The following is a 14168-nucleotide window of genomic DNA, read 5'->3' on the forward strand; positions in this document are numbered from 1 at the left end:
GGGCCCGGGGTCAGCCGCGCCTTCGGAGCCTCTCCAGTGCGAGGTTCAGCTCCAGCACGTTGACCCGCGGCGCGCCGAGGAAGCCGAGCATCCTTCCGTCTACATGGTCGCTCACCAGTGCCGCCACGCGCTGCTCGGGCAGGTGGCGGGCGCGGGCCACCCGGGCGGTCTGCCGGCGTGCGTAGGAGGGCGAGACGTACGGGTCGAGGCCGCTGCCGGAGGCCGTCAGGGCGTCCGCCGGGACCCGGGAGGGGCGGATGCCGTCCTGGTCGGCGGCCGCCGCCCGCCGCTGCCGGACCTGCCCGAGCAGCGTCCGGTTCTCCGGGCCCAGGTTGGACGCCCCCGAGGAGAGCGGGTCGTAGCCGTGCGGCCCGGCCGCGGACGGTCGGGAGTGGAACCAGCGGGCCCCGGTGAAGCCCTGGCCGATCAGCCTCGACCCCACGGTGCGGCCGCCAAGGGAGACCTTCGAGCCGTCCGCCTTGTGCTCGAAGGCGAGCTGGGCGATGCCCCAGACGACGACCGGGTAGAGCGCGCCGGTGATCAGGGTGAGCGCGATCAGCACGCGCAGCCCCGCGGCGGCCTGCCTCAGCACGGTTCTGGTCATCGCGGCGCTCACCCCAGCCCGGGGAACTGCGAGACGATCACGTCGATCACCTTGATGCCGGCGAACGGTGCGATGATGCCGCCCAGGCCGTAGACGGCGAGGTTGCGGCGGAGCATCCGGGCGGCGCTGGTCGGCCGGTAGCGCACCCCGCGAAGCGCCAGCGGGATCAGCGCGACGATGATCAGCGCGTTGAAGATCACCGCGGACAGGATCGCCGAGTTCGGGCTGCTGAGGTGCATCACGTTCAGGTCGTCGAGCTGGGGGTAGGCCGCCGCGAACATCGCGGGGATGATCGCGAAGTACTTCGCGACGTCGTTGGCGATGGAGAACGTCGTCAGGGCGCCGCGGGTGATCAGGAGCTGCTTGCCGATCTCCACGATCTCGATCAGCTTGGTCGGGTTGGAGTCGAGGTCGACCATGTTCCCGGCCTCCTTGGCCGCCGTGGTGCCGGCGTTCATCGCCACCCCGACGTCGGCCTTGGCGAGCGCCGGAGCGTCGTTGGTGCCGTCCCCCGTCATCGCGACCAGCCGGCCGCCGGTCTGCTCCTGCGCGATCAGCTCCAGCTTGTCCTCGGGGGTGGCCTCGGCGAGGAAGTCGTCGACGCCGGCCTCGCCCGCGATGGCCCGGGCGGTGAGCGGGTTGTCGCCGGTGATCATCACCGTGCGGATGCCCATCCTGCGCAGTTCGTCGAAGCGCTCGCGCATGCCGGCCTTGACGATGTCCTTGAGGTGGACGACGCCCAGCACCCGGGCGGGGCCGTCCGGCGGGCGCTCCGCGACGACGAGCGGAGTGCCGCCACCGGAGCCGATGGCGTCCACCACCGACCTGATCTCCGCGCTGATCTGGCCGTCGTGGTCGCGCACCCACTTGAGCACCGCGGTGGTCGCCCCCTTGCGGATCATGCGGCCCTCCAGGTCCACCCCGGACATCCGGGTCTGGGCCGAGAACGGCACGAAGGACGCGCCCTGGATCATGCCCTCCTCGCGGGCCCGCAGCTCGTACCGGTCCTTGGCCAGGACTACGATCGAGCGCCCCTCGGGGGTCTCGTCCGCGAGGCTGGCCAGCTGGGAGGCGTCGGCCAGCTCGGTGGCGGTGATCCCCTCCGCGGGCACGAACTCCGTGGCCTCCCGGTTGCCGAGCGTGATGGTGCCGGTCTTGTCCAGCAGCAGGGTGTTGACGTCGCCGGCGGCCTCCACGGCGCGCCCCGACATGGCCACCACGTTGCGCTGGATCAGCCGGTCCATGCCGGCGATGCCGATCGCCGAGATCAGGGCGCCGATGGTGGTGGGGATCAGGCACACCAGCAGGGAGACCAGGACGATGATCGGCTGCGCCCGGCCGGAGAAGGTGGCGAGCGGCTGGAGGGTGGCCACCGCCAGCAGGAAGATGATCGTGAGGGCGGCCAGCAGGATGTTCAGGGCGATCTCGTTCGGGGTCTTCTGCCGGACCGCGCCCTCCACCAGGGCGATCATCCGGTCGATGAAGTTCTCGCCGGGCCGCACGGTGATCCTGACCACGATCCGGTCCGAGAGGACCTTGGTGCCGCCGGTGGCGGCCGAGCGGTCGCCGCCCGACTCCCGGATGACGGGTGCGGACTCGCCGGTGATGGCGGACTCGTCCACGCTGGCGATGCCCTCGATCACCTCTCCGTCGCCGGGGATGACCTGGCCGGCCTCGACCACCACGACGTCGCCCAGCCGCAGCCGGGTGCCGGGCACCTCCTCCTCGGTGCCGTCCTCGCGCAGCCGCCTCGCCGTCGTCTCCTGCTTGGCCTGCCGCAGCGCCGCCGCCTGCGCCCGGCCGCGGCCCTCGGCCACCGCCTCCGCGAGGTTGGCGAAGACCACCGTGGCCCACAGCCACACCGTCGTCGTGATGCCGAACGCGCTGGCGTCCGTCGTCGCCGTGAAGATCGTGGCCAGCAGCGAGCCGACCCACACCACGAACATCACGGGGGTGTGCACCATGTGGCGGATGTCGAGCTTGCGGACCGCGTTCGGCAGCGACTGCACGAGCTGGTGCGGCCGGAACGCGCCCGCCGAGACCCTGCGGGGCCCCTCGCCGGGCGACGGGGCGGCCATGGTCATACGAGTCCCTCCGCGACCGGCCCGAGGGCCAGTCCGGGGAAGAACGCCAGCGCGGACACGATGATCACGACCCCGATCAGCATCCCCACGAACAGCGGCCGGTGGGTGGGCAGCGTGCCCGCTCCGACCGGGACCGGCCGCTGCCGCGCGAGCGCGCCGGCCAGCGCGAGGACGAACACGATCGGCAGGAAGCGGCCGACGAGCATCGCCATGCCGAGCGTGGTGTTGTAGAAGGTCGTGTCGACGCCCAGGCCGGCGAAGGCGCTGCCGTTGTTGTTGGCCGAGGACGCGTACGCGTACAGCACCTCGGACAGGCCGTGCGGGCGGGGGTTGAGGATCGTCGCGCGTGGTTCGGGAAGCCCCAGCGCGAGGCCGGCGCCCACCAGCACGGCGAACGGCATGGCGAGCACGTACAGCGCGACGAAGGTGGTCTCGTGCTGGCGGATCTTCTTGCCCAGGTACTCCGGGGTGCGGCCCACCATCAGCCCCGCGAGGAAGACCGTCAGCACCGCCAGCACCAGCATCCCGTACAGGCCGGAGCCGGTGCCGCCCGGTGCCACCTCGCCCAGCAGCATGTTCAGCAGCAGCACACCGCCTCCCAGGGCGGTGTAGCTGTCGTGGAAGGAGTCCACCGCCCCGGTCGACGTCATGGTGGTCGCGTTGGCCCACAGGGCGGAGTTCCAGACCCCGAACTGCTGCTCCTTGCCCTCCATGGACGCGCCCACCGCGTGCGGCACGGTGCCCGGGTGCAGGGCCTCGGCCGCGGTCACCCCCACCAGGCCGGCGACCCAGATGACCGCCATGGCCGCCAGGATCGCCCAGCCCTGGCGGGTGCTGCCGACCAGCAGGCCGAAGGTGCGCGGCAGCGCGCTCGGGATGAGCAGCAGCAGGAACGTCTCGAAGACGTTGGTGAACGGGGTGGGGTTCTCGAAGGGGTGCGCCGAGTTGGCGTTGTAGAACCCTCCGCCGTTGGTGCCCAGTTCCTTGATCGACTCCTGGGAGGCGACGGGACCGCCCACGATCGACTGGGTGCCGCCCGCGAGCGCGTGCACCGGGTCGGGGGACGAGAAGTTCTGCACCGCGCCGGCCGCCACCAGCACGATGGCGGCGAGGAACGCGAGCGGCAGCAGGATGCGCACGGTGCCGCGCACCAGGTCGACCCAGAAGTTGCCGATCCGGTCCGTCTCCGAGCGGGCGAACCCCCGTACCAGCGCCATCGCCACGGCCATGCCCACCGCCGCCGACAGGAAGTTCTGCACGGCGAGGCCCGCCATCTGCACCAGGTGGCCCAGCGTCGCCTCGCCCACGTACCACTGCCAGTTGGTGTTGGTCACGAACGACACTGCCGTGTTGAACGCCTCGTCGGGGGAGACCGAGGGGTGGCCCAGCGCGAGCGGCAGGTCGCCCTGCAACCGCAGGAAGCCGTACAGGAACAGCACGGACACCACCGAGAACCCGAGCACCCCCAGCGCGTACGTCGTCCAGCGCTGGTCGGCGTCCGGGTTCACCCGGGTCGCCCGGTACACCAGCCGCTCCACGGCCAGGTGCCTCTCGCCGCCGTACACCCGCGCCATGTACCCGCCGAGCGGCACGTGGGCCACCGCGAGCGCGCCGAGCAGCAAGGCGATGGTGAGCAGTCCGGCGCCGGCGTCGCTCATCAGAACCGCTCCGGGAACACCAGGGCGAGCACGAGGTAGACGATCAGGACCACCGCACAGCTCAGCCCCACCGCGTTCGAGGCGCTCACCGGCGCTCCGCCCCCCTCAGGACCAGCACCATCAGGGCGAAGAAGGCGATGGTCAGGGCGATGAAGGCCAGATCGAGCATCGGCGGTCTCCTCCGGACGACGGTGGTGGTGCTCGCCGCCGGCCGGCGCTGCTCCGCACGGCCGGTACCTACGGGAGTGCGGACGGAGCCGCATGAGTACCCCTCACGCTTACCGCCTCGCCGCCGGAAAGCCGCGCAGCCACCGCCGCTGGGAGGCACGCCGTCACCGGCAGGGCGTAACGGGGCCGGCGGCACCGGTGCGGGCGGCGGGACCGGTGCCGCCGGCGCCGATCGGGTGAGGCGCCATACCAGCCGGGCACGGGGCGGGCATGGAAAAGGGGAGCCGTGCGGACGGGGCCGTCGGGCCGTCCACAGCCGTCAACGAAGGAATGGTGCCGCCCATGTCCGAAGAACCGCAGCCGGGATCCGTGCCGCCCGAGGACGCGCACGTCAGGGGGGACATCGGCCGGCGGGTGGCCGCCCGCCGCGAGCAGATGGGCCTCAGCCGCGAGGACGTGGCGGCGCGCTCGGGCTCGGCACCCGGCTACATCCAGTACATGGAGGAGCACACCTCGACGCCCAGCATGGGCTTTCTGCTCCGGCTCGCGGACGCCCTCCAGACCACGGTGGACGAGCTGACCGGCGGCACCACCGACCTGCCGCCGGGCCTCGGCCGTGCCGCCCGGCACGCCCGGCTGGCGACCATGGACCCCGAGGAGTGCCGCGAGCACCTGGGCACCCACGGCGTCGGCAGGGTGGCCGTGACCACCGACAGCGGCCCCGCCATCTTCCCGGTGAACTACCAGATCATCGGGGAGGACCTCGCGTTCCGCACGTCGCCCGGGGCCCCGCCCGCCCACGCCGCGGGCAACGACACGGCCTTCGAGGTGGACCACATCGACGACGCGTTCAGCCGGGGGTGGAGCGTCCTCGCCGTCGGCTCCGCTCGCGCTGTCACCGACGAGGAGACCGTCAGCAAGCTGAACCAGGAGGCCTTCAGCACGCCCTGGGCGGGTGGCGAACGCCACCTGTGGGTGGTCCTGACCCCGCACCGCCTCACCGGCCGCCGGATCATCGTCGACGACGATCAGGACGAGGTGCCGGACGACTGAGGCCCGCTGCGCCGGACGGCTGAGGCCGGCCCGGCCGGCGGCGGCCCTCCCGCACCGCACCCCGGGGCCGCGGGCCCCCTATGCGCCCGCCCCGCTGCCGTACCCGTCGTGCTGCCGGCGGCGGCCCTCGTGCTCCCGGCGGTCCTGCTCCTGGGTGGCGATCACGGCGGCCTGGATGCGCCGCTCCACCCCGAGCTTGGCCAGCAGGCGGGAGATGTGGTTCTTCACGGTCTTCTCGGCGAGGTAGAGCCGGTGCCCGATCTGCCGGTTGGTGAGCCCCTCGCCGATCAGCACGAGGATCTCCCGCTCCCGCTCGGTGAGGCCGGGCAGCGCGTCCTGCTCCTCCTGGCGGTCCTGCTCGCCGCGGAGCCTGGCCATCAGCCGCGTGGTCGCGCTGGGGTCGAGCAGCGACTGCCCGGCGGCCACCGTGCGCACCGCGGAGACCAGGTCGGAACCGCAGATCTGCTTCAGCACGAAGCCGGACGCGCCCGCCATGATCGAGTCGAGCAGGGCCTCCTCGTCGTCGAAGGAGGTCAGCATCAGGCAGGCGAGGCCGGGCATCCGGGCACGCAGGTCCCGGCAGACGCTCACGCCGTCGCCGTCCGGCAGCCGCACGTCGAGCACCGCGACCCCCGGCCGCAGCGCGGGCACCCGCACCAGCGCCTGCGCGGCCGTGGCGGCCTCGCCGACCACCTCGATGTCCGGCTCGTCGCTCAGCAGGTCGTGCACGCCGCGCCGCACCACCTCGTGGTCGTCCAGCAGGAAGACCGTGATCGGGCCGTTCGAGCGGGCCGGGTCGCTGTCCGCCATGGCTGCTCCCAACGCGGGTGCCCACCGGCAGCGGGAGTCGCGCCGGAGGGCGGGGGTGTCGGCCCATGCCGCGTACCCGCGCCCGGCCGGGGCGAACACACCGCCGCCCGCGTGCGCTGGTGGCGGATGCCTCGGTGCCCCACGCCGGATGCGCACCCCGGGACCACTGCGCACCCGGCGCCGGAGCGACGGCACCGCACATCCGTCGTCCTCCACCGTCGCCTCCACCGCCGGCTCCGCCGGCGCGGAGCGTCCGGGCCGGTCACGGGGCGATGCCCGCCTCCCGGCCGTGGGCGAGCACCCGGCCGGTGACCAGCTCGGGCTCGATGCGGACGAAGACGTCGTCGTCCCCGTCGGGGACCGTCCAGGAGCGCGGCCCGGTGCGCGCCAGCCGCTCGTGCTCCGCCGCGCTCGTCACCACCGTGGCCCGGCCGGTCACGACGACGCTCCAGCCGACCCGGGCGCCCGCGTCCACCTCGTCCACCTCGAAGGCCACCACCACTCCGTCGAGGGCGCGCACCAGCTCGGAGCGCGCCGGGGCGCGCAGGACGACGGCGGAGTCGGAGTCCAGGCAGAAGCGGACCGGCAGCACCGCGGGCAGCGCCCGCCGGGTGTGGACCACCCGGCCCACGGGGGCCCTGCTCAGCAGCCGCAGGCTCTCCTGCCTGCCGAGCTCGTGGAAGCCGTCGGGGGCATTCATGACAGTGCGCTCATCGGGGGACCCGGCTCGCCGGGCGGCGGGCCGGCTCGCTCGGGAAGGCCCCGCGGCCCGGGAGCGGCCCCTCGGATCCCTGAGTGCGGACCGCGGCCGCCGGACCTCCGCACCGTCCACGCTCCGTCGCGCCCGGCGCCGCGGCACAGGGCCCATCGGGCATCCGTCCGCGGGGAACGGCCCAGCCGCGCCCGGCGCTACGACCGGGCGGTGGTCCGGGGCGTGGTGTCCAGCGCGTCGTGGGGTTCCTCGCCCAGCACCACCTTCAGGGCCGCGGTGGCCCGGGCCCGTGCGAAGACGTCGTACGCCTCCTCCATCGCGGCCAGCGGGAAGTCATGGGTGATCAGTTCGGACGCGGGCAGCCGGCCGGCGGCCATCAGGCGCAGCAGGGTGGGCAGCGAGCGGGTGTCGACGAGCCCGGTGCTGATCGTCACGTCCCTGTCCCAGAGCTCCTCCAGGTGCAGCGCCGCGGGTTTGCCCTGCACGCCCACGTTGGCCAGGCGCCCTCCGGAGCCCACCATCCGGGTGCACATCTCGAAGGTCTCCGGCGCCCCGACCGCCTCGATCACGACATCGGCGCCGAGCGACCCCGTGAGGTCCGACACGAGCTGCTCGGGGCCGTCCGAGGCGTTCACCACGGCATCGGCGCCGACCCTCCTGGCGGTGTCGAGCCGGGCCGCGTCCAGGTCCACGGCGATGGTCCGCTCGGGCGACACGAGCTGCGCGGTGGCGACCGCGGCGAGCCCGACCGGGCCGGCCCCGACGACGGCGACGGTGTCCCCGGGCCGTACGTCCCCGGCCAGCACCCCCACCTCGTACCCGGTGGGCAGGACGTCGGCGAGCAGCACCGCGTCCCTGCTGCTCAGCACGCCCGGCAGCGGATGCACGGAGAGGTCCGCCCAGGGCACCCTGACGTACTCGGCCTGCGTGCCGTCGATCCGGCGCCCGAGGAGCCATCCCCCGCCGCCGCGGCACTGCCCGTACCGGGCGAGCCGGCAGGGCCCGCACCGCCCGCAGGCCGAGATGCACGACACGACCACCCGGTCGCCGGGCTGCACGGCACGCACCTCGGGGCCGGTCTCGACCACCTCGCCGACCGCCTCGTGGCCGAGCACCGTTCCCGGCCGCACCGCCGGCCCCTCGCCCCTGAGGATGTCCAGATCGGTGCCGCAGATGGTGGTGGCCTCGACCCGGACGACCGCGTCACCGGCCTCCTGAACGCCGGGGTCGGGCACGGCCTCCCAGGCGAGACGCCCGGAGCCGTGGAAGACGAGCGCTTTCATGACCATCCCTCCGCGGCGGACACGTGGCACGGGCGTCGGCGGTCACTCCGACAGAACCACCCTGCCCGCTCGTCGGCCGGTGCAGCTTGGGCCGGGCGGTCCTCGGCACCCGGCCCGCCGGACCCCAGCCGCACCCCGGGCGGCCCCTGCCGCGCTCCTGGCCCCCGATGCCACCTTCTAAGTGAGCGTGATGAGGAGGCGTCCAATGCGCAGGGGCATGCCGCCGAGGCCGCCACCTGGACCCGGACCCGACGACTCGCAGGCGCTGCGCCGCAGGGCGTGGCTGTGGCGCTGGCGCAGCAATCCGCTGCGGCGCCGCGAGGACCTCATCGAGGCGTGGATCATCCTGATCGTGTGGATCGTCGTCGCGGTGGGCGGCGCCTTCGTCGGTATGCTGGCGGCCCGCGCGACCGAGGGCACCCTCGCGCAGCAGCGCAGCGACCGGCACTCGGTGTCCGCCACGCTCTCCCAGGACGCCCCCGCGTCCCCGGCCGCGACCGGCGGCAACGACAGCCGGGTCCGGGCCCAGGTGCACTGGACGGCGCCCGACGGTTCCCAGCACAACGGCCGGACCATGGTCGAGCCGGGCCACCAGGCAGGGCAGCACGTGAAGATCTGGACCGACCAGCACGGCAAGATCACCAGCCCGCCCGCGGGCCCGGGGGAGTCCGCCCTCCAGGCGGTGCTGCTGGGCGGCTCGGCCGCCGTCTTCTTCAGCGGTGTCACCTACGCCGCCGGCCGAGGCGTGAGGCTCCGCGTGGACGCCGTGCGCGCCCGCCACTGGGACAAGGAGTGGGAGGACGTCGAGCCCCGGTGGCGGCACCGGATGGGATGACGGCTCCCACTCCGTCCTCACCGTCCTCACCGCCCGTACGGCCGCACACTCACCGCCGCTACGGCCGCTACGGCCGCGCGATCATTCGCCGCGCGTAGGGCCCCGCCCCGCGCCGCTCACTGTGCGCCCGGCTCACCGTGAACCGTGCGTACGCCTCCACCGCCCGCACGACCCCACCGCGGGCACGACCGCCGACCGGCGGCCCACCTCCCGGCCCCACATCCCGACATACCGGCCCGGCTCACATCTCGACCCCACGCCCTCTCCACGGCCGTCCACGCCGGCGGATCGACTCCACGCGCCGCTGGTCAACTCCACGCGCCGCTTCCGTAGGGCGCGTACAGGTCCAGCAGCCGGTTGCGGGCCGTCTGGAGGCGGTACGCGAGCACGCGGCCGACCCAGCGGGCGACCGCCGCGTCCAGCGGCGGGTCCGACCTGCACAGATCCCGCACCGCCGCGGCATCGAACTCGTGCGCGCGCACCGGTGACAGCGCCTCCGCGCCGAGCTGCCAGACGAACGGCTCGAACAGCCAGGACCAGCCGATCAGCTCGTTGTGGCCGATGGTGTCGACCACCGGCGGACGGCGGCCCGGCACCCGCATGTCCAGCGAGACCGTGCCGGTCCGCACGATCCAGAAGCGATCCGCGTGCTGGCCCTCCTCGAAGATCCGCGCGCCTTCGGGGAACGACGCGTCCCGCGCCAGCCCCATCAGCCTGTCCCGGTGATCCGGGTCCAGCGCGTGGATAGAAATGGTCGTCGCGACGGTCATGGCCGGGCCTGCCTTCCTTCCCCGGACCGGGCCGGACGGGGCCGGCACGGCCGGTGCCCGGCGCACGCCCGCCCGCCGGGCCGCGGTCGCGTTCGGCCGAGACCCACCCGGTCCCGCGCCGCGGCACCGGCCGCGGACGCGGTACCTGCTCCGACACGAGCACGTGCCCCGCAACGGGTGCCATCGCGTGGTCGGTCGTGGGACCGATACCCGACCGTTGTGCGGCACGTGTCCTGATATGAGCCTGCGCCCGCCGCACGACCGCGTACCTGGGCCGAAGGTCCCGGGCCCTGGGGCGGACGGCCCTGCCGCCGCCGCCTCGCCCCGGTGCCACGATGGACCGTGTGGCGGTCTCCGGCACGCGGTGAGAGGCGGTGCGGATCATGGAACTGCCACTGGTCGTGGGCGTGGACGGCTCGGAGTACAGCCTGCGTGCGGTGGACTGGGCGACCGACGAGGCGGCCAGGCACGGACTCGCGCTCCGCCTGGTGCACGCCTCCCTGTGGCAGCGTTACGAGCACGACGGGCCGGCCGGACGGGCGCCGCGGGCAGGCGGCGAAGGCGGTCCCGTGACGCGGGCGGGGGAGGGCGGGGACGCGGCAGGACCCGGCGGGCCCCCTGGCACGGCGGCGGGACCCGGCCGCCTGCCTGGCACGGAGGCCGGGCACGCCGGTACCGGCACGGCGGTCGATCCCGCCGGTGCGCTGGAGGCTCCCGAGGAGCGCACCGTTCCCGTGGGGTCCCCGGAGCGCATCGTCGGCCAGGCCGCCGACCGGGCCGCCCGCCGCGACCCGGACGTCAAGGTCCTCACGGACGTGTGCTGCGAGGAGGCGGAGGAGGCCCTGCTGCGGGCGGCGCGCAACGCGACCGCGCTGGTCACCGGCGAGCGCGGCCGGGGCGCGGTGCCCGGCGTGCTGCTCGGCACCGTCAGCCTCGCCATGGCCGCCAAGGCGCCGTGTCCGGTCGTCGTGGTGCGTGGCAGCGCCGCCGGCCGCGCGGGCGAGCACCACCGGATCCTGCTCGGCGTCGCCGAGCCGGCCAGCTGCGCCGGCGCGGTCCGGTTCGCCTTCCGGGAGGCGGAGGTGCGGCACAGCGACCTGGAGGCCCTGCGCGCCTGGCGCTGCCCGGCGTCCCAGACGGCGGGGCGGCTGCGCTGGCCCAAGGAACGCGCCCGCCGCCACCGGCAGCGGGCGGCACGGATGCTCGACGAGGCGCTGCGCGACACCCAGCGCGAGCACCCCGGCACCGAGGTGCTCCGCAGCGTGGCCGAGGGTCCCGCCCACGAGCTGCTCCTGGAGGGCTCCCGCACCGCCGACCTGGTGGTCACCGGCGCCCTGCGGCAGTCCGGCCACCTCGGTGCCCGGATCGGACGGGTTGCCCACACGATGCTGCACTACGCCGACTGCCCGGTCGCGGTCGTCCCGCACCGTGAGTGACGGCCGCGGCACCCTGCCTCCCGTCCGGCCCCGGCCGGACGGGCCGGCGGGCCGGCTCGGCAGGGTCCACCCCGTCGTCGGCGACCGGCGGGGCGAGGATTCCGGCGCCACGGAGCGGCCGCGGTGTCACGGTGCCGAACCGGTGGTACGCGGCCTGGGCAAGTCGCTCACCTGAAGGAGCCCCCACGTGACCGACGTACAGGACAGGACCGCCGAGCTCGCCACCGACTGGACCTGGGAGTACGACGGCTACGACCCGGACGGGGAGCGGCTGCGGGAGTCGCTGTGCACCCTCGGCAACGGCCGCTTCGCCACCCGTGGCGCGGCGAGCGAGTGCCCGGCGGACGGCGTGCACTACCCCGGCACCTACGCCGCCGGCTTCTACGACCGCCTCGCGTCCACCGTGGAGGGGCACCGGATAGAGAACGAGGACATGGTCAACCTGCCGGACTGGCTGCCGCTGCGGCTGCGCATCACCGACGGTGGCGGCGGGGGCGGCGCCGATGGCGGTGAGGCCGGCGCGGACCCGGCCCGTCGCACCGGGGCGGCCTGGCTCACCCCCGACACCCCGGCGCTCCGCGACCACCGCCAGATCCTCCACCTGGACACCGGCGTCCTGGAGCGCCGCAGCCGCTACGAGGACGAACGCGGCCGGATCGTGACGGTACGTCAGCTACGGCTGGTGCACATGGCGGACCCCTACCTCGCGGCGCAGCGCACCGAGGTGACCGCGGAGAACTTCTCGGGCCGGATCGAGATCGAGTCGGCGCTCGACGGGACGGTCAGCAACGCGGGCGTGGCCCGCTACCGCGACCTGAACGGCGACCACCTCACCGGCGTGCGCACCGGCAGCGCCGCCTGGGACCGCGTCTGGCTGGCCTGCCGCACCCGCACCTACGGGCTGGGCGTCGGCCTCGCGGCCCGCACCTCGGTACGCGGCGGCACCGGCACGGACACCACGTCCGCGCACGAGGCGGCGCGCGCGGTCCAGGTGTGGCGGGTGGGCGCCGAGCAGGGCCGCACGGTCACCGTGGACAAGGTGGTCGCCCTGCACACCTCCCGGGACCGGGCGATCAGCGAGCCGGTGGACGCCGCCGTCCAGCGGGTGGCCCGCGCCCCCGGCTTCGACGCCCTGCTCGCCACGCACCGCACGGCGTGGGGCCAGTTGTGGCGCCGCGCCGAACTCACCGTCCCCGGCGAGGCGGGCCACATCCTGCGGCTGCACCTCTTCCACGTGCTCCAGACCCTCTCCCCGCACACCGCGGACCAGGACGCCGGGGTACCGGCCCGGGGACTGCACGGCGAGGCCTACCGCGGGCACATCTTCTGGGACGAGTTGTTCGTCCTGCCCTTCCTGAACCTGCACTTCCCGGAGGTCTCCCGGGCCCTGCTCGGCTACCGCCACCGCCGCCTGGAGCAGGCCCGCCACTCGGCGCGGGACGCGGAGCTGACCGGTGCCATGTACCCCTGGCAGAGCGGCAGCGACGGCCGCGAGGAGACCCAGCAGCTGCACCTCAACCCCCGCTCGGGCCGCTGGCTGCCCGACCACTCCCACCTCCAGCGGCATGTGGGCTCGGCCATCGCCTACAACGTCTGGCAGTACTGCGAGGCGAGCGGGGACACGGAGTTCCTGCACACCAAGGGCGCCGAGACGCTGCTGCACGTCGCACGGTTCTGGGCGGACCTCGCGGACTACGATCGGGCGCTGGGCCGCTACCGCATCCGCGGGGTCGTCGGCCCCGACGAGTACCACGACGCCTACCCGGGCGCCCGGCGGCCGGGCCTCGACGACAACGCGTACACCAACGTCACCGCCGCCTGGGTGCTCGCGCGCACCCTGGAACTGCTCGGGGCCCTCCCCGAACCGGCGCGGCGCGACCTCGCCGAGCGCACCGAGCTGGAGGAGGGCGAGCCCGGCCACTGGGAGGAGATCTCGCGCCGCCTCTACGTGCCGTTCCACGACGGTGTCATCAGCCAGTTCGACGGCTACGGCGACCTGAAGGAACTGGACTGGGACGGCTATGCCAAGACCTACGGCGACATCCGGCGCCTGGACCGGATCCTGGAGGCCGAGGGCGACACCGTCAACCGCTACCAGGCCTCCAAGCAGGCCGACGTGCTGATGCTCGGCTACCTCTTCTCGTCCGCCGAGCTGGCCGCCCTCTTCGACCGCCTCGGCTACCGCTTCGACGACGACCTCTGGCAGCGCACGGTGGACTACTACCTGCGCCGCACCAGCCACGGTTCCACGCTCAGCGGGCTCGTGCACGGCTGGGTGCTGGCCCGGGTCAGGCGGAGCGAGGCGTGGCGGTTCTGCCAGGAGGCCATCGAAGGGGACATCGCCGACCTCCAGGGCGGCACCACCGGCGAGGGCATCCACCTGGGCGCCATGGCGGGCACGCTCGACCTCGTCCAGCGCGGCCTGACCGGGCTGACCACGCGTGGCGGCGCGCTCTGGCTGGACCCGGTGCCGATGCCCGAACTCGCCTCCTACAGCTTCTCGGTCCACTACCAGGGCCACGGCGGGGTGCGGCTGGGGGTGCGGCCCGGCCGGCTGCAGCTCGCGGTGCCGGACTCGGACAAGCTGCCCATCGAGATAGAACTCCCCGACCGCTCGGTGGTCGTCGAGCCGGGGGAGTCCGTGGAGCTGATGGTGCCCGAGTGATCCGCCGGCCGGCGCGAGCGGCTGCCGTGCCCCATGACGCGTCCTCCGCGAGCGGGTCCGCGATGGCGGGAGCCCCCGGGGAGTTCCCCG

The 14168-nt window shown here is 74.2% G+C and carries 12 protein-coding genes; 4 read left to right on the forward strand and 8 right to left on the reverse strand.

Features of this window, described 5'->3' with window-relative positions; all coding sequences use genetic code 11:
- Positions 1 to 10 precede the first annotated feature (10 nt).
- Genes kdpC through Sm713_RS38285 form a run of 4 tightly spaced genes read right to left on the reverse strand, consistent with a single transcriptional unit; the run spans position 11 to position 4435 of the window.
- Positions 11 to 604, reverse strand: a complete 594-nt coding sequence (kdpC, locus tag Sm713_RS38270) for a potassium-transporting ATPase subunit KdpC (protein WP_212914520.1) — start codon at positions 602 to 604, stop codon at positions 11 to 13.
- 8 nt (positions 605 to 612) lie between these two features.
- Entirely contained in the window at positions 613 to 2688 is a 2076-nt protein-coding gene (kdpB, locus tag Sm713_RS38275) for a potassium-transporting ATPase subunit KdpB (protein WP_212914521.1), read from the reverse strand.
- Complete coding sequence (gene kdpA / locus Sm713_RS38280) at positions 2685 to 4346, reverse strand: potassium-transporting ATPase subunit KdpA (protein ID WP_212914522.1); 1662 nt, start codon at positions 4344 to 4346, stop codon at positions 2685 to 2687. The genes kdpB and kdpA overlap by 4 nt, the downstream gene beginning before the upstream one ends.
- Positions 4346 to 4435 (reverse strand): potassium-transporting ATPase subunit F, encoded by a 90-nt coding sequence (locus tag Sm713_RS38285; protein ID WP_212914523.1) that lies wholly within the window; start codon positions 4433 to 4435, stop codon positions 4346 to 4348. Before Sm713_RS38285 ends, kdpA begins: the two co-directional genes overlap by 1 nt.
- A 421-nt stretch (positions 4436 to 4856) precedes the next feature.
- Between Sm713_RS38285 and Sm713_RS38290 the strand changes: the two genes are divergently transcribed.
- The gene (locus Sm713_RS38290; protein WP_212914524.1) at positions 4857 to 5567 is read left to right on the forward strand and encodes a pyridoxamine 5'-phosphate oxidase family protein; all 711 of its coding nucleotides are present in this window, start codon (positions 4857 to 4859) and stop codon (positions 5565 to 5567) included.
- A 78-nt stretch (positions 5568 to 5645) separates the two neighbouring features.
- Here the strand turns inward: Sm713_RS38290 and Sm713_RS38295 are convergent, their stop codons facing one another.
- From Sm713_RS38295 to Sm713_RS38305, 3 genes are all read right to left on the reverse strand, one after another.
- The gene (locus Sm713_RS38295) at positions 5646 to 6377 is read right to left on the reverse strand and encodes a response regulator transcription factor (protein WP_212914525.1); all 732 of its coding nucleotides are present in this window, start codon (positions 6375 to 6377) and stop codon (positions 5646 to 5648) included.
- A gap of 262 nt (positions 6378 to 6639) precedes the next feature.
- Positions 6640 to 7077, reverse strand: a complete 438-nt coding sequence (locus Sm713_RS38300; protein ID WP_212914526.1) for a pyridoxamine 5'-phosphate oxidase family protein — start codon at positions 7075 to 7077, stop codon at positions 6640 to 6642.
- A gap of 209 nt (positions 7078 to 7286) precedes the next feature.
- Positions 7287 to 8372: an alcohol dehydrogenase catalytic domain-containing protein gene (locus tag Sm713_RS38305; RefSeq protein WP_212914527.1), complete on the reverse strand. Its 1086-nt coding sequence runs from the start codon at positions 8370 to 8372 to the stop codon at positions 7287 to 7289.
- 205 nt (positions 8373 to 8577) lie between these two features.
- On the opposite strand from Sm713_RS38305, the gene Sm713_RS38310 reads away from it, so the two are divergent.
- A complete protein-coding gene (locus Sm713_RS38310) occupies positions 8578 to 9207 on the forward strand; it encodes a hypothetical protein (RefSeq protein WP_212914528.1) in 630 nt (209 codons plus the stop codon).
- Between the two features lie 308 nt (positions 9208 to 9515).
- Here Sm713_RS38310 and Sm713_RS38315 read toward each other — a convergent pair whose 3' ends face one another.
- Complete coding sequence (locus tag Sm713_RS38315) at positions 9516 to 9977, reverse strand: Crp/Fnr family transcriptional regulator (protein WP_212914529.1); 462 nt, start codon at positions 9975 to 9977, stop codon at positions 9516 to 9518.
- A gap of 383 nt (positions 9978 to 10360) precedes the next feature.
- On the opposite strand from Sm713_RS38315, the gene Sm713_RS38320 reads away from it, so the two are divergent.
- Entirely contained in the window at positions 10361 to 11413 is a 1053-nt protein-coding gene (locus Sm713_RS38320) for a universal stress protein (RefSeq protein WP_212914530.1), read from the forward strand.
- 187 nt (positions 11414 to 11600) lie between these two features.
- Entirely contained in the window at positions 11601 to 14078 is a 2478-nt protein-coding gene (locus Sm713_RS38325) for a glycoside hydrolase family 65 protein (RefSeq protein WP_212914531.1), read from the forward strand.
- Positions 14079 to 14168 lie beyond the last annotated feature (90 nt).

The sequence above is a fragment of the Streptomyces sp. TS71-3 genome (assembly GCF_018327685.1).
Lineage (GTDB): Bacteria > Actinomycetota > Actinomycetes > Streptomycetales > Streptomycetaceae > Streptomyces.

What these genes read in the sequence shown, in the direction of transcription:
- kdpC (WP_212914520.1), bottom strand. Translation starts at nt 604, where the DNA reads ATGACCAGAACCGTGCTGAGGCAGGCCGCCGCGGGGCTGCGCGTGCTG.
- kdpB (WP_212914521.1), bottom strand. Translation starts at nt 2,688, where the DNA reads ATGACCATGGCCGCCCCGTCGCCCGGCGAGGGGCCCCGCAGGGTCTCG.
- kdpA (WP_212914522.1), bottom strand. Translation starts at nt 4,346, where the DNA reads ATGAGCGACGCCGGCGCCGGACTGCTCACCATCGCCTTGCTGCTCGGC.
- Sm713_RS38290 (WP_212914524.1), top strand. Translation starts at nt 4,857, where the DNA reads ATGTCCGAAGAACCGCAGCCGGGATCCGTGCCGCCCGAGGACGCGCAC.
- Sm713_RS38295 (WP_212914525.1), bottom strand. Translation starts at nt 6,377, where the DNA reads ATGGCGGACAGCGACCCGGCCCGCTCGAACGGCCCGATCACGGTCTTC.
- Sm713_RS38300 (WP_212914526.1), bottom strand. Translation starts at nt 7,077, where the DNA reads ATGAATGCCCCCGACGGCTTCCACGAGCTCGGCAGGCAGGAGAGCCTG.
- Sm713_RS38305 (WP_212914527.1), bottom strand. Translation starts at nt 8,372, where the DNA reads ATGAAAGCGCTCGTCTTCCACGGCTCCGGGCGTCTCGCCTGGGAGGCC.
- Sm713_RS38310 (WP_212914528.1), top strand. Translation starts at nt 8,578, where the DNA reads ATGCGCAGGGGCATGCCGCCGAGGCCGCCACCTGGACCCGGACCCGAC.
- Sm713_RS38315 (WP_212914529.1), bottom strand. Translation starts at nt 9,977, where the DNA reads ATGACCGTCGCGACGACCATTTCTATCCACGCGCTGGACCCGGATCAC.
- Sm713_RS38320 (WP_212914530.1), top strand. Translation starts at nt 10,361, where the DNA reads ATGGAACTGCCACTGGTCGTGGGCGTGGACGGCTCGGAGTACAGCCTG.